Raw genomic sequence first — 26224 nt, 5'->3', positions numbered from 1 at the left:
TGGAGGCGCCCATTGGCAAAAGATAAAGACACTATGCGCTGCAGTTTTTGTGGACGCACAAGCGAAGAAGTCCGCAAATTAGTAGCGGGTCCTAACGTATATATTTGTGATGAATGCGTTGAAGTATGTGAACGTATTATTGCTGATGAGTTAGGTGACGTAGAGACGGACGACTTCAACTTAAAAGAATTGCCAACGCCGAGAGAAATTAAAGCTCATCTTGACGAATATGTTATTGGTCAAGATGATGCTAAAATCTCTTTAGCTGTGGCTGTATATAATCACTACAAACGTTTACAAACAGATAATGTAGTTGATGATGTAGAATTACAAAAGGCTAATGTTTTATTCATTGGTCCTACTGGTAGTGGTAAAACACTATTGGCTCAAACCTTAGCGAAAATGCTAGAAGTACCATTTGCTATTGCAGATGCTACAAGCTTAACTGAAGCTGGTTATGTAGGGGAAGATGTGGAAAATATCTTGCTCAAAATTATCCAAGCTGCAGATTATGATATAGCTCGGGCTGAACGTGGCATTATTTATATCGATGAAATTGATAAGATTGCTCGTAAGTCTGAGAACCCTTCCATTACACGTGATGTGTCTGGTGAAGGCGTACAACAAGCATTGCTTAAAATCTTAGAAGGTACCGTAGCTTCTGTTCCGCCTCAAGGTGGTAGAAAGCATCCAAATCAAGAAATGCTTCAAATTGATACTACAAATATTCTCTTTATTTGTGGTGGTGCATTTGATGGTATGGACAAGGTTATTACTAAGCGTACTGCTAAGAAAACCCTTGGTTTTGGTGCAGATGTTCAACGTAAAGAAGAACGTAATGTATCGGCTATCTTGAAGGATGTTGTACCTGAAGATTTATTGAAGTTTGGCTTAATCCCTGAGTTCATTGGTCGTTTGCCAGTAATGGTAACATTAGATCAATTGGATAGAGATGCATTAATCCAAATTTTGACAAAGCCTAAAAATGCATTAACAAAACAATATGAAAAAATTCTATCCCTTGATGGTGTAGAATTAACTTTCACTGAAGATGCATTAGAAGAAATCGCTGATGAAGCATTACAGCGAAAAACAGGTGCTCGTGGTTTGCGTGCTATCATTGAAAAGGTGATGAAACACGTTATGTTTGAAGTTCCTTCCATGCCGGAAGTAACTAAGTGCATAGTTAATCGTGAATCCGTGTTGAGCACAGGTGAACCTATACTCAAAAATGAGGCAGACCAAGACATCCAGTTGAAATCGTAATTCGAAGAAACTCATTTCTGTGTAGGAATGAGTTTCTTTTCATAATATAAATACCTGGAGGAAGTATGAATTTACTCGAAATTGGGATTCCAACTGTACCCCTTAGAGGCATGGTTGTATACCCGAATATCGTGATTCACCTCGATATCGGTCGAGACAAATCCATTAAAGCGGTAGAAGCCGCAATGAACGAGGATCGCATCTTAGCAGTTGTCAGCCAAAAGGATGATGCTGTTGATTCGCCAACTGTTCATGACTTAGCCCAAATGGGTACATTAGTAAAAATTAAGCAAATGTTACGCTTACCAGGTGGTATTGTACGTGTTCTTGTAGAGGGCATTACACGTATTCGCGTAATGAATATAACAAGTATGGATCCGTACTATGTAGGGGACTACGAACGTGTAGCCTCCGAATTTGAAGACGATGTTGAGTTAGAAGCCTATCGTCGTTTAGTGCAATCTAAGTTTGGCGAATGGGCTGAAGAGGCTAAATCTGTTACCGATGAAGGCGTAACACGGGTTATGGAATTACGTGACCCATGTGAATTAGCTGACCAAGTTGCATTCTTGTTGCCTATTAATAACACTAAACGCCAAGAGTTACTTGAAGAGTTATCCGTAGCTCGTCGTTTAAATATGATTGTAGGCATCTTGAATATGGAATTACAAATTTCTGATTTAGAAAATTCCATTAATAATCAAGTTCGTCAATCTATGGAAAAAGCGCAAAAAGAATATTTCTTGCGTGAAAAAATCCGAGTTATCCACGATGAGTTGGGTGACAAAGGAGATCCAGAGGAAGAAGCAGAAGAGTTACGTGTTAAATTGAAAGCACTCAACCTTAGCGAAGATGTACATGAACGTATCGATAAAGAAATCTCTCGTTATAGTCGCATGCCTCAATTGATGCCAGAAGCAACTATTTTGCGCAATTACCTAGATTGGGTATTGGCGTTACCTTGGAACGAATTGACTGAGGATCGCTTAGATATCAAAGAAGCTCATAATATGCTTGAGGCTGATCATTATGGTCTTGAGAAGGTTAAGAAACGCATCCTTGAATTCTTAGCAGTTCGTAAGCTAACTGGTAAGAATAGTGGCTCCATTCTTTGTTTAGTTGGACCACCAGGTGTTGGTAAAACATCCTTGGCTACGTCTATAGCTAAAGCAATGAACCGTAAGTTCATCCGCGCATCTTTAGGTGGTGTACGTGATGAAGCTGAAATTCGTGGCCATCGCCGTACGTATATTGGTGCATTGCCTGGTCGTATGATTCAAGGCCTCAAGAATGTAGGCACTAAGAACCCTGTGTTCTTATTGGATGAAATTGATAAACTTGCATCTGATTATAAAGGCGATCCATCCTCTGCATTGTTAGAGGTATTGGACCCTGAACAGAATAGCACATTTAGTGATCACTTCATTGAAGTGCCATTTGATTTCTCCGAAGTATTCTGGATTACAACGGCTAATGTTGCATCCAATATTCCTGGGCCATTGTTAGATCGTATGGAAATTATCGAACTATCTAGCTATATGGAACAAGAAAAATTAGAAATTGCTAAGCGCTATTTAGTACCTAAACAAATCAAGAAAAATGGCCTTGAAGATTACAAGGTTAAATTATCTGATGCAGTGTTGAAAAAGGTAGTTTCCGAATATACTCGTGAAGCGGGTGTTCGTACCTTAGAAAAAACGATTGCTAAGATTTGTCGTAAGATTGCTTATAAAGTCGTTGAAGAAGGTGGGGATGCACCGAAAGTAACGACAAAAAATCTTCACGAATTCTTGGGTGCACCAATTTTTGTTGACCAAGAGCGCGAAAAGAAACCGCAAATTGGCTATGTAAATGGTCTAGCTTGGACTTCTGTAGGTGGCGTTGTATTGCCATGCGAAGCAACAACTATGAACGGTACAGGTAAACTTGCATTAACGGGTAGCTTAGGTAAGGTTATGCAAGAGTCTGGTCAAGCTGCAATGAGCTATATTCGCCACAATGCAAAAGCCTTAAAAATCGAAGATGATTTCTATAAGAAACTCGATATACACGTTCACTTGCCAGAAGGTGCAACACCTAAGGATGGCCCTTCTGCAGGTATTACAATGACATTGGCGATGGTATCTATTTTAACAAACCGCAAGGTTCGTTCTGATATTGCCATGACTGGTGAAATTACATTGCGTGGCCGTGTATTACCAATCGGCGGTTTAAAAGAAAAGTTATTAGCAGCCTTGTCTAATGGCATTAAAGAAGTATTGATTCCGAAAGGCAATGAAAAGGATATTGCAGAATTGCCTGACATTGTAAAAGAAGGTCTCATTATTACGCCAGTTAAGACAATGGATGAAGTATTAGCAAAGGCACTTGTGTAATGCAAAAAAAGAAAAAATCCACTAAACAAATGGGCCCAAAACCACAATATACACGAAAAGAACCGAAGGGGCCTCGTATTATAGCAGCAAAATATAATACTTCCTGCGTGAAGGCAGATCAATATCCTGAAGGGGATACAGTAGAGATTGCTTTCATCGGACGCTCTAATGTGGGCAAATCTTCGTTGATTAACTCGTTGTGTAATTATCGTGGGTTAGCCCTCGTTAGTGGCCAACCAGGTAAGACTAAAACAATTAACTACTTTGATATTGAATCAAAAGAGGATATTTCTGAAACAGAGGAACGCCGTTACCATTGGTTCCTCGTTGACCTTCCTGGGTATGGATTTGCAAAGACAAATAAAGGAAACCGCAACTTGTGGTCTTCCTTTATTGCCGATTATATTTTACATTCTGAACGATTGATGTTGTTGTGCTTACTTATCGATGGCCGTCATCCAGAGATGCCTATCGATAAGGTGGCCTATGATTGGCTCGTTGAAGCTGGTGTACCATTACAAATTGTAGTTACTAAAGCTGACAAACTAACGGCTAAAGAGAAGTCTGCGAACTTGGCTAAAATTAAGGAAATGTATCCAACGAATACACCGCCTATTTTATATAGCTCCTTAAAACACACAGGACGTGAACTTTTACAACAACGCATCAATAAAGTTCTAGTAGGAGATGAAGCATGAGTCAAACCAATGAATTAGAGATTATGGAACGCATTGCTCTAGATTTAGAGGGTGTGGAAGAGTCTCTTGCATCATCTTTTAATACAGGTGCAGAAGACTTTAATGCACTGATTCGACCATTATCTGCTGCAGGTGGGAAGCGCTTGCGCGCGCAATTATGTTTATTGATTGCTAATGCAGGTACATCTGTAGAACGTCAGCGTATTAGAATTGCTGAAGCCGTAGAGATGCTTCATTTAGCGACTTTGATTCACGATGATGTGTTAGATCAAGCAGAGATTCGTCGAGGCGAAGAAACGATACATATGCACAAAGGAAATAAGGTAGCTATTCTTAGTGGTGATTACTTGTTTGCTAAAGCATTCCAAATTGTATCTGAAATGCCTAATATGAAATATTTGCAGATTTTTTCTCATATCATTACTTGTCTTGTGGAAGGCGAGTTTATGCAGATGGAAGATGTGTATCGTATCAATCAAGGTATTGAACGGTATATGACTAAGACCCAAAAGAAAACAGCTGACTTTATGGAAGGCTGTATGGAATTGGGTGGCCTATTAGGGGGCTGGAGCGAATCTGAAATCGTTGAGTTGAAAAAATATGGTCATGCTCTGGGCATGGCATTCCAAATTACTGATGATATTATGGATTATCGTGAAACAACAGAGACTACTGGTAAACCCGTGGGAAATGATCTTCGCGAAGGTTTATTGACATATCCATTGTTAAGTATCGTTAATGATAACAATAAAGATAAATTGCTTGAGGATATTAAAGCCTTGAATAATGGCGGCGATGAGCAGGCTATTATCGACTATGTTATCGGTCAAGGCGGCATTGATAATACATTAGCTGTAGCTGATCAATATTGCAAAGATGCTTTGGCAGCACTCGATGCTGTCCGTGATTTCCCAGGCAAGGAATTCCTTGTGATGGCGGTAGAGAATTTAGCTGATAGAAAGGTATAATATGGAACCATTCGAACCAAAAGCGGACTTCGAATATCCCATACAAAAACCTTCTTTTGATAGTGTAGTTCGTCAAAAGCGTCGCGAAGCCAAATTAAAGGCTGAACAAGAACAGTATAAGGTGGTAAGACAACAGGTTCCTGAGGAACCGGAGAACGAGGCAATTTATACTGAGATGGAACAGAAAATGATGGACGAGGCGAGGGAAATATCCCTTGTAGGCCATCTATCTGAATTGCGAAAGCGCCTTATTATAATGGCTGTTGCAGTAGTCATAGGAACATGTATTTCTTATTATTATGTAGACTTATTATTGGAAATACTCCTAAAGCCAGCTGGTAAGCTCTATTATATGAAACCGACTGAGGCCTTCTTTACCTATATGAAGGTGTCTATAGTAGGTGGTCTTATTATAGGGGCACCTATTATATTGCATCAAATCTGGTTATTTGTTAAGCCTGCCCTTACGGTGCGAGAAAAGCAACTATCCAATTGGATTTTACCAGTTGCTATAGGCTTATTTGGCATAGGTATTGTATTTTCTTATTTCCTTGTACTACCGGCAGCCGTTAAGTTTTTTATGGGCTTTGCTACAGACGAATTACAACCGTTATTTTCCATCGGTCAGTACATGGACTTTGTATTGTCCTTTGTTCTACCCTTTGGATTTATCTTTGAGTTGCCGTTGATTTTAATCATCTTGGGATATTTCAACTTAATTACATCACGTTTTTTAAAAACGAAACGTAAGATATTTATTCTTATATCCTTTATCATAGGTGCTGTCATTTCACCAACACCGGATATGTTCTCTCAAACGATGATTGCATTGCCTATGATATTGCTATATGAAACGAGCCTATTTGTATTGGCTAAGATTATGAAGCGCTAAGGAGTTTATTTAGGAGGAACGATGAAAACCTACGAAAATTTAACCACTTATAACCCCGGTGAAATAGAAGGGAAATGGTATTCATATTGGGAAAACCAAGGATACTTTCACGAAGAAGTAGACACTAATAAAGAACCATTTAGTATCGTGTTGCCGCCTCCTAATGTAACTGGTATGTTGCACATGGGCCATGCTTTAGATAATACATTGCAAGATATCCTTATTCGTTTCAAACGCATGCAAGGCTACAATGTATTGTGGATGCCAGGTACTGACCATGCTGGTATTGCTACACAAATTAAAGTAGAAGAAATGCTTGCTAAAGAAGAAGGCAAATCTCGCTATGATTTAGGCCGTGAAAAATTCGTAGAACGCGTATGGGAATGGAAAAAAGAATACGGCGATACTATTGTAAAACAAATTCGTAGCTTAGGCGCATCTTGTGACTGGTCTCGCGAACGCTTTACATTAGATGAAGGGTATTATCATGCAGTGCGTGAAGTGTTCGTAAGCCTTTATGAAAAAGGCTTAATCTATCGCGGTGAACGCATCATCAACTGGTGCCCTCGTTGTGCTACCGCTTTATCTGATGTTGAAGTTGAACATGAAGACGAACATGGCCACTTATGGCATATTAAATATCCTGTAAAAGGTGAGGATAATCGATTCGTAGTTGTTGCTACCACACGTCCAGAAACAATGTTCGGTGACGTAGCAGTAGCAGTAAATCCTGATGATGATCGTTATAAAGACCTCATCGGCAAAACATTGATTTTACCATTTGTTAATCGCGAAATTCCTGTAATTGCCGATGATTATGTAGATGCTAGCTTCGGTACAGGCTGTGTAAAAATTACACCTGCTCATGATCCTAATGACTTTGAAATGGGCCAACGTCATAATTTGGAATCCATCGTTGTTATGAACAATGATGCGACAATGAATGAAGGTGCTGGCAAATTCAATGGCATGACTCGTGAAGAAGCTCGTAAACAAGTAGTAGCAGAGCTCAAAGAACTAGGCTTACTTGAAAAAATCGATGATCATGACCATGCGGTAGGTCATTGCTCTCGTTGTAACACAATTATTGAGCCAATGGTATCTAAACAATGGTTTGTAGATATGAAACCATTGGCAGAACCAGCTCTTAAAGTTGTTAAAGATCACGAAGTAGAGTTCGTTCCTGAACGTTTTACAAAAACATATGTAAACTGGCTTGAGAACATCCGCGACTGGACGATTTCTCGTCAATTATGGTGGGGCCATCGCATTCCTGCATGGTACTGTGATGACTGTGGTGAAACTATTGTAAGTCGTGAAGACATTACGGAATGTCCTCATTGTCACGGTCATGTAACACAAGATCCAGATGTTTTAGATACATGGTTCAGCTCTGGCTTGTGGCCATTTGCTACCATGGGCTGGCCTGAACAAACTCCTGAGCTTAAACAATGGTACCCAACAAGTGTTCTCGTAACTGGCTACGATATCATCTTCTTCTGGGTAGCTCGTATGATCTTCATGGCTCTTGAGTTCGAACATGAAATTCCATTCAAACATGTATTTATTCATGGTCTAGTTCGCGACAGTCAAGGCCGCAAAATGAGTAAATCCTTGGGCAATGGTATTAACCCTCTTGAAGTTATCGACCAATATGGTGCCGATGCATTGCGCTTTACTCTTGTTACTGGTAACACACCAGGTAATGATATGCGCTTCTATATGGAACGTGTTGAGGCTAATCGTAACTTTGCCAATAAGATTTGGAATGCATCTAAATTTGTATTGATGAATCTTACAAATTATGATGAAAGCTTCATTCCAACTGCAGATGATTTGACATTAGCAGATCAATGGATTGTTCAAAAATATAACGAAACAGTACAAAGTGTAACGTCTAATCTCGACAAATTCGAGTTGGGTGAAGCTGCAAGTTCCGTATATGATTTCATTTGGAACACATACTGTGACTGGTATATTGAGCTTTCTAAACCTCGTTTATATAACGATGGTAATGAACGTGATCGTCGTACTGTTCAATATTTACTCGTAACAATCTTGCGTCATATGCTTGAATTATTACATCCATTTATGCCGTTCGTAACAGAACATATTTGGCAACATTTACCTCATGAAGGGGATAGCATCGTTGTTGCAAAATGGCCTGAAGCATTAAAATTTGATAATCTTGAAAGTGCAGCACGTCAAATGGAAGTTATGATGGATGCCATCAAAGGTATTCGTAACATGCGTGCTGAAATGAATGTGCCTTTAGGTAAAAAAGCTGAGGTTATCGTAGCACCAACAGATGAAGCATTAGCTCAAACTGTAGCAGATCATAGCGATTACTTCGTTACATTAGCTTGGGCTGAGAAGGTAACAATTCTTGGTGCCGATGATCCAAAACCAGAAAATGCGACTGTAACAGTTGTAAATGGTATGGAAGTATATCTCTTACTTAAAGACTTGATCGACGGTGAAAAAGAAAGAGAGCGTATTGCAAAGGAAAAAATCCAAATGGAAAAAGAAATTTCCCGTTTGGAAGGCAAATTGTCTAACCAAGGCTTCCTCGCAAAAGCTCCAGAAGCTGTAGTAGCAAAAGAAAAAGAAAAGTTAGAAGAATATAAACAAAAACAACAAGCGTTATTGGAACGTGAAGCGTTCCTTGAAACCTTATAATAGGAGGTTTATATGACATATCAAGAGGTCTTAGCCTATTTAGAACAGGCATCTTCATTCGGTATTAAGCCTGGCCTTGAACGAATTACAGCGCTTATGGAAGCCCTTGGGAATCCACAAGAAGACTATAAGATTGTTCATGTTACAGGCACGAATGGTAAGGGCTCGGTTACCTCATATATTTCCTACGCACTGTTTACAAGTGGACTACGGGTGGGGCGATTTACATCGCCTCACCTTCAATCCTATACGGAGCGAATTCAAATCAATGATGGAAATATAACAGAGGAAGCCTTCGGTAATCTAATTAGTCGTGTAAAAGTGGCAGTTGATACTATCATTACTAACGGAATAGAAGCGCCAACACAATTTGAAATTTTGACGGCCGCTGCCTTTTTGTTCTTCAAAGAACAAGATGTGGACTATGCGGTGGTGGAAGTTGGTTTAGGTGGATTACTAGATTCTACTAATATCGTGACACCAAAGGTATCGGTTATTACCAATGTAACAATAGACCATCAAGCGTATTGTGGTGATACTATTGAAGAGATTGCGCATCACAAGGCAGGGATTATTAAATCTAAAATTCCTGTTGTAACGGCTGCACAGGATGCTCCTCTTCGTATTATTGAAGAGGCAGCTAAAGAGAAACATGCTAGAGTGTATGTTTTCAATAAAGACTTTGGTATCGATAGCCGTAGTGCTGTAACAGGTGGTCAAATGATTACGGTTAGTACTAATGATACCGCTCCTGCAATGTTGTTTACGACGATGGCAGGTATCCACCAATCTGTTAATCTTGCGTGTGCATTAATGGCTGTGCGTTTACTGATGAAAGAAGATACTAACATCAGTGAAGAAACGATGCGAGAGGGATTTGCTCGCACTACGTGGGCAGGTCGATTTGAAGTTAAACGAGGCTTAGATCGCACCTTTATCTTTGATGGTGCTCATAATGCTGCAGGTGCTGAATCTTTCAGTATGACCTATGCTGAATTATTTAAGGACACCCCAAAAACGATTGTGATGGCAATTCTTAAAGATAAAAATCAAGATGCTATTATCCGCGAAGTTGTTAAGGCGGGCGATACGGTTCTAGTTGTACCAGCTCCAACAGATAGGACTGAAGTGCCAGAGGTTTTGGTTGAGAAAATACGTCACATCGTTCCAAAAGCTATAGCGCAAACAGCAGATTCTGTTGAAGACGCATTGACTTTAGCATATAAACATACAAAAACTGGTGATATTATCACTGTTTGTGGTTCTTTATATATTTTAGGAGATGCTCGTCAGTGGTTTAACCATGAGATGAGTCACTAAGGTGAGCCTATGGAACTCTCACTTATTCCTAATCAGAAGAGAATTACATTCTATATTGAACGTTTAATTTATGGCGTTGTTGTGGCCATGCCTTTGCAACCAATGGTGGGTGATGTGCTCCTTTGGCTAGCGATAGGACTTGCACTATATGATTTAATATCTAGTAAATCTTTGAGCTTACCAACAGGCTATTTATCTTGGTCTGTTATGATCTTTGTGGTATGGACTGGCTTATCTTCTATAGTGTCAGAAAATTGGGATTGGTCAATTCAAAGTTGGTTTTATCAAATTGTGGCCAGTGGCGGTATGTATTATTTAGTTCGTACATACATTCAAACGCCTAAACAGTGGAACTATTTTCTTCGTGCCTTGCTAGGTACTGCAGTTCTAGTGTGTATCATAGGTGCTTATCAATATGTATTTGTTCCTAATATACATATAAAAGAGTGGGTAGATGCAGCACAGTTCCCTAAATTGATGCGTCGCATGTCGTCTACATTACAAAATCCTAATTTATTGGGCGCCTATCTATTGATGGTACTCAGCGTATGTATCAGTTATATCTTGGTATATATGAAGGAAAATCGTACGCGCGAAGTTATTTCAATGCTAATTATAGGTATTATATTATTCTTAACGATGCTATTAACCTATTCTCGGGGAATTTGGATTAGCTTCGGAGCGATGATTTTGTATTGGGCAATCTTTGTGGAGCGAAGATTATTCTTATCCCTATTAGCAGTGCCAATAATTTTGTACTTTTATGATGGTGAAATAGCTTCAAGGCTGTGGTCTATATTCCAAGGTCATGATACATCCGCTGATCTTCGATGGGCCTTATGGGATAGTACTATGTATATCGTACGAGAAAATCCTATCTTTGGTATTGGGTGGAATACATTTTATTTAGTATATCCAGACTATAATTACTATATTCAAGGACCTCACGTCTTGATGTATCATGCTCATAATTTATACCTTAATATGTTAGCTGAAGCCGGTATCCCCGGATTGCTATCATTCCTAGCAGTTATCGTAGGTCATGTTATTACATCTATAAGACTTAAAGGGGATATATTCCGTCAAGCTGCGCAAATTGGTGTAGGAGCGTTGGCTATAGGTGTTTTATTTAGTGGCTTATCTGATTTTGAGTTATACAGTCATCAAGTGACTATTGTGTTTTGGCAATTGTTTGGCTGGGTAGGGGCCTTTGTAAAAGTTCAGCTGTCTGCTGATAAATCTACATAATTTCAGTAGCTTGTATAATTAGTATGTTTTATAGTAGATATATAATTTCATAATATGGTATACTTAATACATACCTTAGGTAGGTATGTATTAAGAGGTTATAACCGGTTTTCTAATGTTAGACATAATTGAACATTATCGTTGACATTTGAAAGCCGGTTTTTTGTATATCTTTGTATCTTTATAGGGAGGTGTATGGTCTAGTTCTTGTGTGTGAGATGTTGTTTTATATTGAAAAGGGTCTATATATTGTATAGAGAGAGTTCGATTTAATTGAAAAACATCAATATATGCCATAAATCGATAATTCCTGTGAGTTATAGCGATGTGAATAAAACTTATGTGAATATATGAAAATCTATGCATTTTAATCATAATGCACCCATAAAATGTATAAAAAAATACATTTTAGTCATATAAGTTGACAATACGTTGGATGTGGACTACGATGAAGTCGGTTTAAGGAACGACCAAGAGATCAAACTGTCGTTTATACAATGTTACTCTTAAAGGAGATGGTAATGGTGATAGACATCAAAGACCGCGTTAAATGTGCGGCCCTCCAAGGTAAAATTGTCACTGCTTATGATGCAGCTCTTTTGATTAACCCTAACGATAAAGTTGGTATTTCCGGCTTTACTCCATCTGGTTATGCAAAAGCAGTGCCATTGGCATTGGCAGAAAGAATGGAAAAAGAACCATTCAAAATTGATTTGTGGACAGGTGCTTCCGTAGGTGATGAAGCTGATGGCGCGTTAACTCGTGCTAACGGTATCAATCGTCGTTTCCCATATCAAACAAATGGGGATACACGCAAAGCCTTAAATAGCGGTGCTGTTAAATACATTGATATGCATTTAAGCACAATGGCACAAAATGTTCGCTATGGTTTCTTTGGTGATTTAGATGTAGCAATTATTGAAGCTGCACAAATCAACGAAGATGGCTCCATTGTTCCAACTACATCTGTTGGTAACTCTCCAACATTTGTTAGCCAAGCTAAAAAAGTTATCGTAGAAGTGAATGTATCCCAACCACTTTCCTTGGTAGGTATGCATGATATCTATGAACCACTCGATCCACCACATCGTAAACCGATTCCATTGGAAACACCTGGTGATCGTATTGGTACTGAAGCAATTCCTTGTGATCCAAGTAAAATTGTTGCAGTAGTACCTTGTGATGTTCCTGATACAACAAGACCTTTGGCACCTATCGATGATGATGCAAAAGCAATGAGTCAACACCTTATCAAATTCTTTGAACAAGAAATTGCAGAAGGTCGTTTACCTAAAAACTTGCTTCCATTACAATCTGGTGTAGGTTCCGTAGCGAATGCTGTAATCAGTGGTCTTGCTAAAGGCCCATTCACAGATTTGTCCATCTATACAGAAGTAATCCAAGATGGTATGTTCGACTTGATCGATGCTGGTAAAGTAACTGTATGTTCTGGTACTGCATTAAGTCCTTCTCCAGATGGGTTGAAACGTTTCTATGCGAATATTGATGAATACCGTAAAAAAATCATTCTTCGCCCACAAGAAATTTCCAACAACCCTGGTATTGCTCGCCGTATTGGTGTCATTGCCATGAATACCGCTATCGAATTTGATATTTTTGGCAATGTAAACTCTACTCATATTATGGGTAGCAAAATGATGAATGGTGTTGGTGGTTCTGGTGACTTTGCACGTAGTGCATATCTCACTATTTTCTGCACTAACTCCGTTGCTAAAAATGGCGACATCAGTTCTATCGTTCCATATGTATCTCATGTGGATCATCCAGAACATGACACTATGATTTTCTGTACAGAACAAGGTGTTGCTGACTGCCGTGGTTTGAGCCCAGTGGAAAGAGCTCGTTTGATCATTGAAAAATGTGCTCACCCAGACTACAAACCTATGTTAACTGAATACCTAGAAAAAGCATTAGCTGCAACAAAGAATGCCCATACACCTATGTTGCTTGATGAAGCTCTTTCTTGGCATAAACGCTTCACAGAAACTGGAAGCATGAAAAAATAACCTGTTTTTTTAGGAGGATGATGAAAACATGGCTTACGAAAACTTAAAAGCCCAAATTGCTGAGTACAACAAACTTTGTGACGAAAAAAGTGCAAAAACTCCAGAACGTCAAAATTTAAAATACAACCGTGTATATACACCAGTTGATATCGAAGGTTTTGACTATGAACGTGATTTGGGTATGCCTGGCGAATTCCCTTACACTCGTGGCGTACAACCTACTATGTACCGTGGTCGTTTCTGGACAATGCGTATGTATGCAGGCTTCGCTACAGCAGAAGAATCTAACAAACGTTACCGCTACCTAATCGAGTCTGGTGCAACTGGTCTTTCCTGTGCATTCGACTTACCTACACAAATTGGTTATGACTCCGACGATGCAGTTGCAGAAGGCGAAGTTGGTAAAGTAGGTGTAGCGATTGACTCCTTGGCAGATATGGAAATCTTGTTCGACGGCATCGATCTTGGTAAAGTATCCACATCCATGACAATCAACGCTCCAGCATCCGTTTTGTTGGCAATGTACATCGCAGTAGCTGAAAAACAAGGTGTACCTTCCACAGAATTGAAAGGTACAATTCAAAATGATATTTTGAAAGAATACGCAGCTCGTGGTACTTACATTTTCCCACCAAAACCATCCATGCGTTTGATTACTAATATCTTCGAATATTGTTCTCAAAATGTTCCAAAATGGAACACAATCTCCATCTCCGGTTACCATATCCGTGAAGCAGGTTCCACAGCAGCTCAAGAAATCGCATTCACAATTGCTGATGGTATCGCATACGTAGAAGCAGCTTTGAAAGCTGGTCTTGATGTTGATACATTCGCTGGTCGTCTTTCCTTCTTCTGGAATGCTCATAACAACGTACTTGAAGAAGTTGCTAAATTCCGTGCATCCCGCCGTTTATGGGCAACAATCATGAAAGAACGTTTTGGTGCTAAAAAACCAAAATCCATGATGCTTCGTGTACATACTCAAACAGCTGGTTCCATGTTGACTGCACAACAAGTTGATAACAACATCGTTCGTGTTGCTCTTCAAACTGCAGCTGCTGTAATGGGCGGTACTCAATCCTTACATACAAACTCCCGTGACGAAGCGTTGGCTCTTCCTACAGAAGCATCTGTACAAGTAGCTCTTCGTACACAACAAATCGTGGCTTACGAATCTGGTTTGGCTGACGTAGTTGACCCATTGGGTGGTTCCTACTATGTAGAAGCTATGACTAACGCTATCTATGACGAAGCTATGGCATACATCAAGAAAATTGATGAAATGGGCGGCGCTGTAGTAGCAATCGAAAAAGGCTACATCCAAAAAGAAATTCAAGAATCCGCTTACAAATGGCAAATGGAAGTTGAATCTGGCTTGCGCACAATCGTTGGCGTAAACAAATTCCAAGTTGAAGAAGAAGCTCCAAAAGACTTACTTCGCGTAGATGCTTCCGTTGGTGTTAACCAATCCAAGAAAACTCAAGCAGTTCGCGCTAACCGCGATCAAGCAGCAGTTGATAAAGCATTAGCAGCTCTTAAAGCTGGTGCAGCTGATGAAAACGTTAACTTGATGCCATTAATTCTTGATGCAGTTAAAACATATGCTACTTTGGGTGAAATTTGTAATGTATTGCGCGAAGTATTCGGTGAATACGAAGCTCATTCCACATTATAATATCGGCTAATTTCGGAGGTAATTAATCATGGCAGAAAAACGTATTAGAGTAATCGTAGCAAAACCAGGTCTTGATGGTCATGACCGTGGTGCAAAAGTAGTAGCACGCGCACTTCGCGATGCTGGTTTCGAAGTAATCTACACTGGTCTTCGTCAAACTCCAGAACAAATCGTAGAAGCAGCTCTTTCTGAAGACGTTAATGTAGTTGCATTATCCCTTCTTTCCGGTGCTCATAACACATTGTTCCCTAAAATTGTTGAACTTTTGAAAGAAAAAGGCATGGGCGATGTACTTGTAATCGGTGGTGGCGTTATTCCTGACGCTGATATCCCTGGCTTGAAAGCAGCTGGCGTAGCAGCAGTATTCACACCTGGTACACCAACTGGCGATATCGTTAAATTCATCAACGAAAACGTTAAATAATTAATTGGGCAAGAGAGGGGTTCAACTAAATGGTTGACTCCCCTCTATTCCCATATTTTAAGATAGGTGGTGAGGCGAGTGGATTTAGTTAAAGAACTTTTTGAAGGTTCCCGACTAGCCTTAGCACGGTCCATAACAGCTGTAGAAAACGAGTATGAAAATGCCATTGATATTATGAAGGCAATTTACCCTAAAACAGGAAATGCACGTATTCTCGGTATTACTGGGGCCCCTGGTGCTGGTAAAAGTACTTTGACTGATAAAGTTGTTAAACATTATTTAGATCAAGGTAAAAAAATCGGCATCGTTGCCATCGACCCAACAAGCCCATTCTCTGGTGGTGCTATCTTGGGGGACCGTATTCGAATGAATGATTTGACATTAAACGAAAATGTATTTATTCGAAGCATGGGCACGCGTGGTAGTCTTGGTGGTTTATCCAAAAAGACTGCGGACGTTGTAAAACTCATGGATGCCTTTGGCATGGATTTAGTAATCATTGAAACAGTAGGTGTAGGTCAATCCGAAGTAGATATCGTTAAAAATGCAGATACTACATTGGTAGTACTTGTTCCTGGTCTCGGTGATGATATCCAAGCTATCAAAGCGGGTATTCTTGAAATTGGCGATGTATTTGCTATCAATAAAGCTGACCGAGATGGTTGTGATCGTTTGAATGTAGAAATTGAAATGATGCTTGACCTAGACTCTCGTGAAGTAAAATGGCGCCCACCAATTAAGCGCACAATTGCTAGCAAGGACCAAGGCGTAGATGAACTCATCGACGCTTTAGATGAACATTTTGAGTATCTTGAAGATTCTGGTGAATTGGAATCTCGTCGGGCAGAACGTACTCGTGATGAAATCATCGCAATGATTAATGAACAAATTGGTCGTTATGTAGCTGATAAAATCGTTACAAGCGACGAATTTAATAGCCAAGTGGCAGCTGTTAATGAACGCGAAAGCGATCCATACACAGTTGTTAACGGCGTAATGACAAGCGTGCTAAAGTAGACGGCGACTACATAGCATTAGAGATTTAGCCTTGAAAAGGAGATAATCGAAATGGCTTTTAAAGTATTACAAGTGGATCACATCGGTATTGGTGTTAATGATTTAGCAGCAACTAAAGAATTCTATAAAAATGCATTGGGTATTGAACATCTTCCAGAAGATGAAGTGGTTGAAGAACAAAAAGTAAAAGTATCCTTCTTCCCATGTGGCGATGCTGAACTTGAATTCTTAGAAACTACAACTCCAGATGGCCCTATCGGTAAATTCATCGAAAAAAATGGCGGTCGTGATGGTATCCAACACGTTGCATTGCGCGTTGATAATATTGAAAATGCTATTGCTGATTTGATGGCTAAAGGCGTTCGTATGATTGACGAAAAACCTCGTTACGGTGCAGGCGGTTCCTCTATTGCTTTCTTACATCCAAAAGCAACAGGTGGCGTATTGCTTGAATTATGTCAACGTATGAAATAATACAGTATCCAATTCACATCATTATGTATGAGTAATAGATATACATATTCATATAATCACTAGTTATATATTAAATATGTATGCATGCTTGAACTTTAATTATTTATGAAATAAAATGATACTGTAACAAGTTTTATTTGGAGGTGCTATAATGGCAACAGTGCAAGAAAAAATCGAGTTATTGCACGAAAAACTAGCTAAAGTTAAAGCTGGTGGCGGTGAAAAACGCGTTGAGAAACAACATGCTCAAGGCAAAATGACTGCTCGTGAACGTTTGGCTAAATTATTCGATGATAACTCTTTCGTTGAACTTGATCAATTTGTTAAACATCGTTGTGTTAACTTCGGTCAAGAAAAGAAAGAATTACCAGGCGAAGGTGTAGTAACTGGTTATGGTACTATTGACGGTCGTTTAGTATATGCATTTGCACAAGACTTCACTGTAGAAGGTGGTTCTCTTGGTGAAATGCATGCTGCTAAAATCGTTAAAGTACAACGTTTAGCAATGAAAATGGGTGCTCCTATCGTTGGTATCAATGATTCCGGCGGTGCTCGTATTCAAGAAGCAGTAGATGCGCTTGCTGGTTACGGTAAAATTTTCTTTGAAAATACAAATGCATCTGGCGTTATTCCACAAATTTCCGTAATCATGGGCCCATGTGCAGGTGGTGCTGTATATTCTCCAGCATTAACTGACTTCATCTACATGGTTAAAAACACATCTCAAATGTTCATCACTGGTCCTGCAGTTATCAAATCTGTAACTGGTGAAGAAGTAACAGCTGAAGACCTTGGTGGTGCAATGGCTCACAACTCCGTATCTGGTGTTGCTCACTTTGCAGCTGAAGACGAAGATGATTGCATCGCTCAAATTCGCTACTTATTAGGCTTCTTGCCATCCAATAACATGGAAGATGCTCCATTAGTAGACACTGGCGATGATCCAACTCGCGAAGACGAAGGCTTGAACAGCTTGTTGCCTGATAACAGTAACATGCCATACGACATGAAAGATGTTATCGCAGCTACTGTAGATAATGGCGAATACTATGAAGTACAACCATTCTATGCTACAAACATTATCACTTGTTTCGCACGTTTTGACGGTCAATCCGTTGGTATCATTGCTAACCAACCAAAAGTAATGGCTGGTTGCTTGGACATCAATGCATCCGACAAATCTTCCCGTTTCATCCGTTTCTGTGATGCTTTCAATATTCCAATCGTTAACTTCGTTGACGTTCCTGGTTTCTTGCCTGGCACAAATCAAGAATGGGGCGGTATCATTCGTCATGGTGCTAAAATGTTGTATGCTTACTCTGAAGCTACAGTACCAAAAATTACTGTTATCACTCGTAAAGCATACGGCGGTTCTTACCTCGCTATGTGTTCCCAAGATTTGGGCGCTGACCAAGTATACGCTTGGCCTACATCCGAAATCGCTGTAATGGGTCCTGCTGGTGCAGCTAACATTATCTTCAAGAAAGACGAAGATAAAGATGCTAAAACAGCTAAATACGTAGAAGAGTTCGCAACTCCATACAAAGCTGCAGAACGTGGCTTCGTAGACGTTGTAATCGAACCAAAACAAACTCGTCCAGCAGTTATCAACGCTTTGGCAATGCTTGCAAGCAAACGCGAAAACCGTGCTCCAAAGAAACATGGTAATATTCCATTATAATTCGTTTCGATAACAAGAACATCGAATTTGGGAGATACCTTTCTTTACTAATTTTTTAGAAAGGGGAATGATTATGGAAGGACAAGCAGTTACTACCAATCCTTGGTTAATCATGGCCATTAATATGACAGTTGTATTTGTTGTGTTGATTCTTTTAGGTGTTTTAATGACAATTGTTCATTTGATTGACCCTACTAAGAAGAAAAAAGAAGTACCAGCAAGTGCACCTGTTGCGGCTCCAGCAGCTACTCCAGTGGCTGCACCAAGTGCATCTGCTCAAAATGAGGATGAAGTAGTAGCAGCTATCGTAGGTGCCATTGTGGCGATGGGGTATTCATCTGAACAAATTGCATCTATTCGACCTACAGCAACCAGCGCTAAATGGCGCTTGGAAGGTCGTTTAAGCGGTAGAGGTTAATAAAATTTTAGGAGGCATTTGTAATGAGCAATGCTACAACAACTAACGGTAAAGCTCCATCTCAAGATGTAGTAGCAGTAATCGTTGGTGCATTAGCGGCAATGGGTTATTCCGCTGATCAAATCGCGCATATCCGTCCAATCGTAAGCTATAATTGGAAAATGGAAGGCCGTTTGCGTGGTAATCGATAAGATTATAGGCTAATTTGATAATTCAATAGATTATCTAATTTATATGTGTAAAAGAAATTTATAAGTATTGTGTAGACATACACATTTTGGAGGAATTTAAAATGAAAAAATTCAACGTTACAGTAAATGGCACAGCATATGATGTAGAAGTTAATGAAGTAAAAGCAGCAGCTCCTGCAGCGGCTCCTAAAGCAGCTCCAGCTGCAGCTCCTAAAGCAGCTCCTGCACCAGCTCCAGCTCCAGCTGCAGCAGCAGCTCCAGTTCCAGCAGGTGCTGAAACTGTAAAAGCTCCAATGCCTGGTAAAATCTTATCTGTAGCAGTATCCGCTGGTCAAGCAGTTAAAAAAGGCGAAACTTTGTTGATTCTTGAAGCTATGAAAATGCAAAACGAAATCGCAGCTCCTCATGATGCTGTAGTTGCAGAAGTTCGCGTAGCTGCTAACCAAACTGTATCCACTGGCGATGACATGGTTGTTCTTGGTTAATACCAAGTTGTGTATGACGCGGCTAGTCCGCGTCGTATAACAATTTTATATTTGTGAAAGGGGAACGCATATGGAGGCTTTTGCTGTTGCGATTCAATCCGTTATAACTGATAGCGGGTTCCTCGCATTTACAACAGGCAATGCTATTATGATTCTTGTAGGTTTGATCCTATTGTACTTGGCATTTGCTAAAGAGTTTGAACCATTATTGTTGGGTCCGATTGCGTTTGGTTGTGTACTTGCTAATATTCCTCGTAATGGCTTCGAAGAAGGCGTTATGGCTCTTATTAGTGCAGGTATCTCTCAAGAAATCTTCCCACCTTTAATTTTCCTTGGTGTAGGTGCAATGACTGACTTTGGTCCACTCATTGCTAATCCTAAAACATTGCTTTTAGGTGCTGCTGCTCAAATCGGCGTATTCGTTGCTTTAGGTGGCGCAATGATGCTTGGCTTCACAGCTCAAGAAGCGGCTGCTATCGGTATCATCGGTGGTGCTGACGGTCCTACATCCATTTATTTAGCTACTAAGCTAGCTCCTCATTTATTAGGTGCTATCGCGGTTGCCGCATATTCCTATATGTCCTTGGTACCGTTGATTCAACCACCTGTAATGAAATTATTCACTACGCAAAAAGAACGCGAAATTGTTATGGAACAATTGCGTGAAGTTACACGTTTTGAAAAAATCGTATTCCCAATTATTTCTACGATCTTCATTTCCTTATTGCTTCCTTCCATTACATCCCTTTTAGGTATGTTGATGTTAGGTAACTTGTTCCGTGAATCTGGCGTAACTGATCGTTTGTCCGATACATCTCAAAATGCGTTGATCAATACTGTTACAATCTTCTTGGCAACTGGTACTGGTTTAACAATGAGTGCGGAACACTTCTTAAGCGTGCAAACACTTCTTATCATTTGCTTAGGTTTGGTTGCATTCATCGGTGGTACTGCTGGTGGCGTATTATTCGGTAAATTGATGAGCTTAGTAGATGGTGGTAAAACAAATCCACTTATTGGTTCTGCCGGTGTATCCGCGGTTCCAATGGCGGCTCGCGTATCTCAAGTTGTAGGTGCGAAAGCTAACCCAGCTAACTTCTTGCTCATGCATGCTATGGGTCCAAACGTAGCTGGCGTTATCGGTACAGCAGTAGCAGCAGGTACAATGCTTGCTATGTTGTCCAACCACTAGTAATTTAATAATTATTCACCAAGGTGTGCCTAATTAGGTACACCTATTGGTGAATATAAAAACCCTTTAAATCTATGTATTCATGCATAAATAGGGTATATTTGCAATAAATGCTTTTCAGATCGGTCATTAGGTGGTACAAGAATTTACACAATAACCTTCTAGTGCTTTGAATATAGTAGAGGTGGTCACTTGTTATCTATAGAATTAAAAATACTGATTTGTTTTATTTGGGCATTTATTGTATTTTTTATTACGGCACTGATTATCGGTGTTGAAGGCAAAGCTAAATGGTTTCAACGCAGAACTAAATATACTTGGTTTAATCGCCGAGGATTTTTAGGTGAAACCTTATTCTTTGGGTATCCTAAAACAAGAGAGGGATATGGGATTACTTTTTTGATGGCTTCCGCCATTGGTATCGTAGGTTATATTTTATACCTCTTATAACTATATCAGTGCATTTCTCTGAAGGGAGATGATGATGTATGGGTACTGCAGAACAAACCTTAATCGTCCTTGCAGTCATGGCTGTTTTATTTGTTACGGAAATTATTCCTTTAGCTATTACTTCTTTAGGCGGCGCTATTACACTTGGCCTTATGGGTATTATTACTCCTAAGGTTGTATTCTCTGGTTTATCTGATAGTACAGTTGTGTTGTTTGCTGGCATGTTCGTTGTTGGTGCAGCATTGTTCTACACTGGTTTAGCTCAAAAAATTGGGGAAACAGTAGTATCTCATGCTGGTACTAGCGAAAATGGCTTAATGCTAGCAATCATGGTTGTTACAGCAACTATGTCCGCATTCTTATCTAACACTGGTACTACAGCTGCTTTACTTCCTGTAGTTGTTGGTATCTGTGCTGTTGCTAAGATTCCTGCATCTCGCCAATTGATGCCTTTAGCATTCGCTGCAGGTATTGGTGGTATCATTACAATGGTTGGTACACCACCTAATATCATTGTAAGTGGTACATTAACTAAATTTGGCGAACAACCATTTGGGTTCTTCGAATTTGCTTGGATCGGTATTCCTTTGACTGTTGCTACTATCGTATTCATGATGCTCATTGGTAAACATTTATTACCTAAACATGAAATTCAAGATGCTGGTGATGTAGAACAAGAAGTAGCTGCTGAAGATATTTCTAACGATCCTAAGAAACAATTATATTCTGGTCTTATTCTTTTAGGCGTAATCATCGCTATGATTTTAGGTGACTTCCTAAAAGGTTATGGTATCAACTTACCATTGAGCATGGTTGCAGTTATTGGCGCAATGCTTTGCGTATTAACTGGTTGCTTGAACGAAAAACAAGCTTACACATCTATTGACTGGGTAACAATCTTCTTATTCGCTGGTATGATGCCAGTAGCAACTGCACTTGATCAATCTGGTGCAGGCAAAATGATTGCTAATGCAGTAATCGGTGTTATGGGTTCTGACCCTAGCCCTTACTTTGCAACAGCAGTATTATTCGCATTGTCTTGTGTTATGACTCAATTTATGTCTAACACAGCATCTTGCGCATTATTGGCTCCTATCGGTATCTCCATTGCTCAAGGTATGGGCGCTGACCCTCATGCTGTATTGATGGCTATCGGCGTTGCTGCATCTTGTGCATTCGGTACACCTGTAGGTACACCTCCAAATACATTAGTACTTGGCCCTGGTCAATACAAATTTACAGACTATGTAAAAGCCGGCGTTCCATTGATTTTAGTTTGCTTCGTAGTAAGCTTAATTATCATTCCAATGGTATGGCCATTCTTCCCTGGTAAATAATAGGGGATAGGTTACTCTACTATAAAGCACATACGAGGTCGAATCGTAAGATTCGGCCTCGTTTTTTATGATTTTAGCCTATATGATTTTAATATAGATTACATATAAGTGTAATCAAAAGCAATATGAATTAAACTAATTTGCATGATTAATTTTATGCAATTGACTATATCAAAAAAATATGATATAGTATATTGTATGATTTATAATTATATAATATTAAGTAAGGAGATCATCTATGACAAAAGAAAGATTTAACATGTTAGTTGGTTCTATTGGTGCATTTATTGGTGTATTTGTATTTTTAGCCTATATCCCACAAATAATTGCTAATCTTCATGGTCAACCTAGTCAACCATGGCAACCATTATTTGCAGCAGTATCCTGTTTGATCTGGGTATTATATGGTTGGACAAAATCACCTAAACGTGATTATATTTTAATCGTACCAAACCTTGCAGGCGTTATTTTAGGTACACTAACATTCTTAACATCTTTCTAAGTGCTATAAGAAAAAAATAGTATTATTGTTATATAGTGAATAATAGTAAAGATATTACTTTACTTTATAAATATAAATGAGGTCGAATCGTATGATTCGGCCTTTTTTAGAGTGAAGTTTATATGTTAGATTAAAATATAGATAAGCGTTAAATCTGTTGTAATAAAAAAATAGTTTTTATGATAATAAATATTGATAATTAAATTCCTATTATAATGATTAGGATTTTATAAAATTGATAATTACAACATTCTCATTTGTTGAATATCATATTCAATTAATTAAATGAAAAGTAATATCAAAATACCTATAAACATAGGCTTTGTATGATAAAAATGAAAAAGTAATATGCAAAAATATATACAGTTTTTTATCATTTTCATTTGACTTTCAAAAAGAACTGTGTGATAATGAGAACATAAGTTGAGGCAAGTGCCTTTCTAAATGATAATAAAAGTTCTGATCTATATTTTTATGGAGGTCCTAATTATGAGAGTTATTGCTGATGGTTGCATTAAATGTGGTTCTTGCGCATCTGTTTGCCCAGTTTCTGCTATTTCTGAAGGCGAAACTAAATACGAAATCAACGATACTTGCATCGATTGCGGTTCTTGCGAATCCGTTTGCCCAGTATCTGTAATTTCCGCTGAGTAATCACAAATTAAACTGCCCCTCATTGAGGGGCTTTTTATTTTGCCTAAATTTGCTTAACTTAGTATAATAGGACTATTAAGATATATATTATTATAAGGGAGTACAGCTTGTTTTACATTATACTAATTCTTTGGTTGCTCTTAGATCAATGGACTAAATATTACATTATGAATCATTTTATGTTAGGTGAGTCTTTAGTGGTTATACCTAATGTATTTCATTTAACATATATTATTAATCGCGGTGCAGCATTTGGTATGCTTGCTAATCAGCGATGGTTCTTCTTACTGGTAGCAGTTATTTTGCTAGGTGCATGTGCATATTATTGGAAGCGCTTATCAAAAGGTCCTTGGACTTTACAAATTGGATCTGCTTTATTAGTGTCTGGTGCTATTGGTAATGGCATAGATCGTTACATGATTCATGGTGTGGTAGATTTTTTTGATTTCCGTATATGGCCTATCTTTAATGTTGCTGATATTGGTATCTGTGTAGGCGTAGCTTTAGTAGTCTACTATTTATTTACATTAAAAGATGATGATAAATAATTCATATATTATGACAAATAATTAATTAATATATGATACTTAACTCATAGAGAGGTAGAGGATGAACGAATATATTGTAAGTGCTGAGCAAGACGGTATGAGACTGGATGTATTCTTAACAGAACATATGGAAGGGTCTCGTAGTTATATTCAAAGTTTAATTAAAGGTGGTCACGTTACAGTAGGTGCTAAGGTAGGGAAAGCAAATCTTAGACTTACACCAAATGCTGTTGTACGTGTAGAGGTACCGGAACCTGAATCTGTAGAGGTAAAACCAGAGGATATTCCTTTAGATGTATTGTATGAAGATCATGATATTATCATTGTAAATAAACAACGTGGTATGGTTGTTCATCCTGCGGTGGGCAATTATTCGGGTACACTTGTTAATGCATTGCTATATCATTGTAAGGATTTGTCCGGTATTAATGGTGAGATTAGACCTGGTATTGTTCACCGTTTAGATAAGGATACATCTGGTGTTATGATGGCTGCTAAAAATGATGCAGCTCATATAGGTTTAGCGGAGCAGGTTAAGGAGCATTCTGCTAAACGGACATATTTAACATTAGTACAAGGTAATATTGTAGAAGAAAAGGGTACTATTAAGGCTCCTATTGGAAGACATCCTAAGGATCGTATGAAAATGGCTGTTGTCTTTGAAAATAGTAAGGATGCAGTCACTCACTTTAATGTAGTTGAACGATTTGGCCATCAAACCTTGGTTGAATGTAATTTAGAGACTGGGCGCACACATCAAATTCGTGTACATTTTGCTCATATTGGACATCCTGTTGTTAATGATCCGTTCTATGGTTACCGTCGTATGGATTTTCCTATTGAAGGACAGGCATTGCACTCTAAAACTTTAGATGTAAAACATCCTATTACAGGTGAAAGTATGCATTTTGAGGCGCCTCTTCCAGATGACTTCAAAGCATGTATAGAGTTTGCTAAAACATATCGAGAAGATAAGCGTAAATAAGCGAAAAAATGAAAAGAAATCAAACGAAATGTAAAGAAACGTAGACAAACGTAGACAAACGTAAATACATGCAAATGAAATAACTGTCTTATATTGTGGTTTACTAAATAATCTTCTAACTATATTTGTAAAGGGGCATAGAGAACTCTGTGCTATAAGGGCGTATATATGGAAAAGAAACGCTTATTGATGGATCAAGATGCTATTATGCGCGCGATTCGTCGTATTAGTCACGAAATCCTAGAACGTAATAAAGGCTTATCTAATGCTCTTATTGTAGGCATTGAACGACGTGGTGTTATTTTGGCAAAACGTTTGCAGGCCGAAATCGAACGCATTGAAGGTATTCGTATTGAATGTGAATCACTCAATGTTGCTATGTATCGTGATGATCGTGATGCTCGCCAAAAAGAGGGGAAACCATGTACGATTGATACAACGGAGAAAACAATCATTCTCGTGGATGATGTACTTTACACAGGGCGTACTATTCGTGCAGCTTTAAATGCATTGATGACATCGGGTAGACCTAAATCTATTCAATTAGCAGTACTCGTGGACCGTGGTCACCGTGAATTGCCGATTCGCGCAGACTATGTGGGTAAAAATATTCCTACATCACATCTTGAAAGTGTACGAGTTGCCGTAGAAGACTTAGATGGTGAAGAAGGGGTTACAATACAGGAATAATCTGTATTGTAACCCTTTTTGCTTAAAT

25 protein-coding genes are annotated in these 26224 nt (G+C 38.9%); all 25 read left to right on the top strand.

Annotation, left to right across the window (positions count from 1 at the left end; all coding sequences use genetic code 11):
• Positions 1-12: 12 nt before the first annotated feature.
• The 25 genes from clpX to pyrR all read left to right on the top strand — a co-directional run bounded on the left by clpX (position 13) and on the right by pyrR (position 26196).
• The gene (clpX, locus tag O3607_RS03380) at positions 13-1266 is read left to right on the top strand and encodes an ATP-dependent protease ATP-binding subunit ClpX (RefSeq protein WP_129823196.1); all 1254 of its coding nucleotides are present in this window, start codon (positions 13-15) and stop codon (positions 1264-1266) included.
• 65 nt (positions 1267-1331) lie between these two features.
• Positions 1332-3641: an endopeptidase La gene (lon, locus tag O3607_RS03375; protein ID WP_371443327.1), complete on the top strand. Its 2310-nt coding sequence runs from the start codon at positions 1332-1334 to the stop codon at positions 3639-3641.
• On the top strand, positions 3641-4339 hold the full coding sequence (gene yihA, locus O3607_RS03370) for a ribosome biogenesis GTP-binding protein YihA/YsxC (RefSeq protein WP_195185920.1): 699 nt from the start codon (positions 3641-3643) through the stop codon (positions 4337-4339). The genes lon and yihA overlap by 1 nt, the downstream gene beginning before the upstream one ends.
• Entirely contained in the window at positions 4336-5307 is a 972-nt protein-coding gene (locus O3607_RS03365) for a polyprenyl synthetase family protein (protein ID WP_371443325.1), read from the top strand. The genes yihA and O3607_RS03365 overlap by 4 nt, the downstream gene beginning before the upstream one ends.
• Position 5308: 1 nt before the next feature.
• Positions 5309-6199, top strand: coding sequence for a twin-arginine translocase subunit TatC (gene tatC / locus O3607_RS03360; RefSeq protein WP_371443324.1), 891 nt, complete (start codon positions 5309-5311; stop codon positions 6197-6199).
• Positions 6200-6220: 21 nt separating this feature from the next.
• The gene (locus tag O3607_RS03355; RefSeq protein ID WP_371443322.1) at positions 6221-8878 is read left to right on the top strand and encodes a valine--tRNA ligase; all 2658 of its coding nucleotides are present in this window, start codon (positions 6221-6223) and stop codon (positions 8876-8878) included.
• Positions 8879-8890: 12 nt separating this feature from the next.
• Positions 8891-10198: a folylpolyglutamate synthase/dihydrofolate synthase family protein gene (locus tag O3607_RS03350; RefSeq protein ID WP_371443320.1), complete on the top strand. Its 1308-nt coding sequence runs from the start codon at positions 8891-8893 to the stop codon at positions 10196-10198.
• Between the two features lie 9 nt (positions 10199-10207).
• On the top strand, positions 10208-11446 hold the full coding sequence (locus tag O3607_RS03345; RefSeq protein WP_285364265.1) for an O-antigen ligase family protein: 1239 nt from the start codon (positions 10208-10210) through the stop codon (positions 11444-11446).
• A gap of 521 nt (positions 11447-11967) precedes the next feature.
• Entirely contained in the window at positions 11968-13473 is a 1506-nt protein-coding gene (locus O3607_RS03340; protein ID WP_060924000.1) for an acetyl-CoA hydrolase/transferase family protein, read from the top strand.
• Positions 13474-13501: 28 nt separating this feature from the next.
• Entirely contained in the window at positions 13502-15148 is a 1647-nt protein-coding gene (locus O3607_RS03335; RefSeq protein ID WP_005386006.1) for a methylmalonyl-CoA mutase, read from the top strand.
• A 28-nt stretch (positions 15149-15176) separates the two neighbouring features.
• Positions 15177-15572, top strand: coding sequence for a cobalamin B12-binding domain-containing protein (locus tag O3607_RS03330; protein ID WP_105094081.1), 396 nt, complete (start codon positions 15177-15179; stop codon positions 15570-15572).
• A gap of 78 nt (positions 15573-15650) precedes the next feature.
• Entirely contained in the window at positions 15651-16589 is a 939-nt protein-coding gene (gene meaB / locus O3607_RS03325) for a methylmalonyl Co-A mutase-associated GTPase MeaB (protein ID WP_060923998.1), read from the top strand.
• A 51-nt stretch (positions 16590-16640) separates the two neighbouring features.
• Positions 16641-17063 carry a methylmalonyl-CoA epimerase gene (gene mce, locus O3607_RS03320; protein WP_005386012.1) on the top strand — a complete coding sequence of 141 codons (423 nt, stop codon included), beginning with the start codon at positions 16641-16643 and terminating at the stop codon, positions 17061-17063.
• Positions 17064-17214: 151 nt separating this feature from the next.
• Positions 17215-18744 carry a carboxyl transferase domain-containing protein gene (locus tag O3607_RS03315; RefSeq protein ID WP_105085914.1) on the top strand — a complete coding sequence of 510 codons (1530 nt, stop codon included), beginning with the start codon at positions 17215-17217 and terminating at the stop codon, positions 18742-18744.
• A gap of 73 nt (positions 18745-18817) precedes the next feature.
• On the top strand, positions 18818-19162 hold the full coding sequence (locus tag O3607_RS03310; protein ID WP_105085913.1) for an OadG family protein: 345 nt from the start codon (positions 18818-18820) through the stop codon (positions 19160-19162).
• 23 nt (positions 19163-19185) lie between these two features.
• Positions 19186-19353, top strand: a complete 168-nt coding sequence (locus O3607_RS03305) for a hypothetical protein (protein WP_004696483.1) — start codon at positions 19186-19188, stop codon at positions 19351-19353.
• A 101-nt stretch (positions 19354-19454) separates the two neighbouring features.
• Positions 19455-19838, top strand: coding sequence for a biotin/lipoyl-containing protein (locus tag O3607_RS03300; protein WP_005377346.1), 384 nt, complete (start codon positions 19455-19457; stop codon positions 19836-19838).
• Between the two features lie 70 nt (positions 19839-19908).
• Entirely contained in the window at positions 19909-21030 is a 1122-nt protein-coding gene (locus O3607_RS03295; protein WP_105094080.1) for a sodium ion-translocating decarboxylase subunit beta, read from the top strand.
• Between the two features lie 192 nt (positions 21031-21222).
• Entirely contained in the window at positions 21223-21480 is a 258-nt protein-coding gene (locus O3607_RS03290; RefSeq protein WP_009661594.1) for a hypothetical protein, read from the top strand.
• 38 nt (positions 21481-21518) lie between these two features.
• Positions 21519-22817, top strand: coding sequence for an SLC13 family permease (locus O3607_RS03285; protein WP_308518661.1), 1299 nt, complete (start codon positions 21519-21521; stop codon positions 22815-22817).
• A 238-nt stretch (positions 22818-23055) separates the two neighbouring features.
• The gene (locus tag O3607_RS03280; RefSeq protein ID WP_004696474.1) at positions 23056-23319 is read left to right on the top strand and encodes a SemiSWEET family transporter; all 264 of its coding nucleotides are present in this window, start codon (positions 23056-23058) and stop codon (positions 23317-23319) included.
• 489 nt (positions 23320-23808) lie between these two features.
• Complete coding sequence (locus tag O3607_RS03275; RefSeq protein ID WP_005386021.1) at positions 23809-23973, top strand: DUF362 domain-containing protein; 165 nt, start codon at positions 23809-23811, stop codon at positions 23971-23973.
• A gap of 107 nt (positions 23974-24080) precedes the next feature.
• Complete coding sequence (gene lspA, locus O3607_RS03270; RefSeq protein ID WP_039969072.1) at positions 24081-24521, top strand: signal peptidase II; 441 nt, start codon at positions 24081-24083, stop codon at positions 24519-24521.
• A 61-nt stretch (positions 24522-24582) separates the two neighbouring features.
• Positions 24583-25506: an RluA family pseudouridine synthase gene (locus O3607_RS03265; RefSeq protein WP_371443319.1), complete on the top strand. Its 924-nt coding sequence runs from the start codon at positions 24583-24585 to the stop codon at positions 25504-25506.
• A gap of 168 nt (positions 25507-25674) precedes the next feature.
• Positions 25675-26196 (top strand): bifunctional pyr operon transcriptional regulator/uracil phosphoribosyltransferase PyrR, encoded by a 522-nt coding sequence (gene pyrR, locus O3607_RS03260; RefSeq protein ID WP_105089436.1) that lies wholly within the window; start codon positions 25675-25677, stop codon positions 26194-26196.
• Positions 26197-26224: the final 28 nt, after the last annotated feature.

It is taken from the genome of Veillonella sp. 20925_1_51, from assembly GCF_041431445.1.
Lineage (GTDB): Bacteria > Bacillota > Negativicutes > Veillonellales > Veillonellaceae > Veillonella > Veillonella nakazawae.
This window is presented reverse-complemented; position numbering and strand designations above follow the sequence as displayed.

Bases quoted from the DNA above. Each gene is read 5' to 3' on its own strand.
- lon (WP_371443327.1), top strand. From the start codon at position 1,332: ATGAATTTACTCGAAATTGGGATTCCAACTGTACCCCTTAGAGGCATG.
- yihA (WP_195185920.1), top strand. From the start codon at position 3,641: ATGCAAAAAAAGAAAAAATCCACTAAACAAATGGGCCCAAAACCACAA.
- O3607_RS03365 (WP_371443325.1), top strand. From the start codon at position 4,336: ATGAGTCAAACCAATGAATTAGAGATTATGGAACGCATTGCTCTAGAT.
- tatC (WP_371443324.1), top strand. From the start codon at position 5,309: ATGGAACCATTCGAACCAAAAGCGGACTTCGAATATCCCATACAAAAA.
- O3607_RS03355 (WP_371443322.1), top strand. From the start codon at position 6,221: ATGAAAACCTACGAAAATTTAACCACTTATAACCCCGGTGAAATAGAA.
- O3607_RS03350 (WP_371443320.1), top strand. From the start codon at position 8,891: ATGACATATCAAGAGGTCTTAGCCTATTTAGAACAGGCATCTTCATTC.
- O3607_RS03345 (WP_285364265.1), top strand. From the start codon at position 10,208: ATGGAACTCTCACTTATTCCTAATCAGAAGAGAATTACATTCTATATT.
- O3607_RS03340 (WP_060924000.1), top strand. From the start codon at position 11,968: ATGGTGATAGACATCAAAGACCGCGTTAAATGTGCGGCCCTCCAAGGT.
- O3607_RS03335 (WP_005386006.1), top strand. From the start codon at position 13,502: ATGGCTTACGAAAACTTAAAAGCCCAAATTGCTGAGTACAACAAACTT.
- O3607_RS03330 (WP_105094081.1), top strand. From the start codon at position 15,177: ATGGCAGAAAAACGTATTAGAGTAATCGTAGCAAAACCAGGTCTTGAT.
- mce (WP_005386012.1), top strand. From the start codon at position 16,641: ATGGCTTTTAAAGTATTACAAGTGGATCACATCGGTATTGGTGTTAAT.
- O3607_RS03315 (WP_105085914.1), top strand. From the start codon at position 17,215: ATGGCAACAGTGCAAGAAAAAATCGAGTTATTGCACGAAAAACTAGCT.
- O3607_RS03310 (WP_105085913.1), top strand. From the start codon at position 18,818: ATGGAAGGACAAGCAGTTACTACCAATCCTTGGTTAATCATGGCCATT.
- O3607_RS03305 (WP_004696483.1), top strand. From the start codon at position 19,186: ATGAGCAATGCTACAACAACTAACGGTAAAGCTCCATCTCAAGATGTA.
- O3607_RS03300 (WP_005377346.1), top strand. From the start codon at position 19,455: ATGAAAAAATTCAACGTTACAGTAAATGGCACAGCATATGATGTAGAA.
- O3607_RS03295 (WP_105094080.1), top strand. From the start codon at position 19,909: ATGGAGGCTTTTGCTGTTGCGATTCAATCCGTTATAACTGATAGCGGG.
- O3607_RS03285 (WP_308518661.1), top strand. From the start codon at position 21,519: ATGGGTACTGCAGAACAAACCTTAATCGTCCTTGCAGTCATGGCTGTT.
- O3607_RS03280 (WP_004696474.1), top strand. From the start codon at position 23,056: ATGACAAAAGAAAGATTTAACATGTTAGTTGGTTCTATTGGTGCATTT.
- O3607_RS03275 (WP_005386021.1), top strand. From the start codon at position 23,809: ATGAGAGTTATTGCTGATGGTTGCATTAAATGTGGTTCTTGCGCATCT.
- O3607_RS03265 (WP_371443319.1), top strand. From the start codon at position 24,583: ATGAACGAATATATTGTAAGTGCTGAGCAAGACGGTATGAGACTGGAT.
- pyrR (WP_105089436.1), top strand. From the start codon at position 25,675: ATGGAAAAGAAACGCTTATTGATGGATCAAGATGCTATTATGCGCGCG.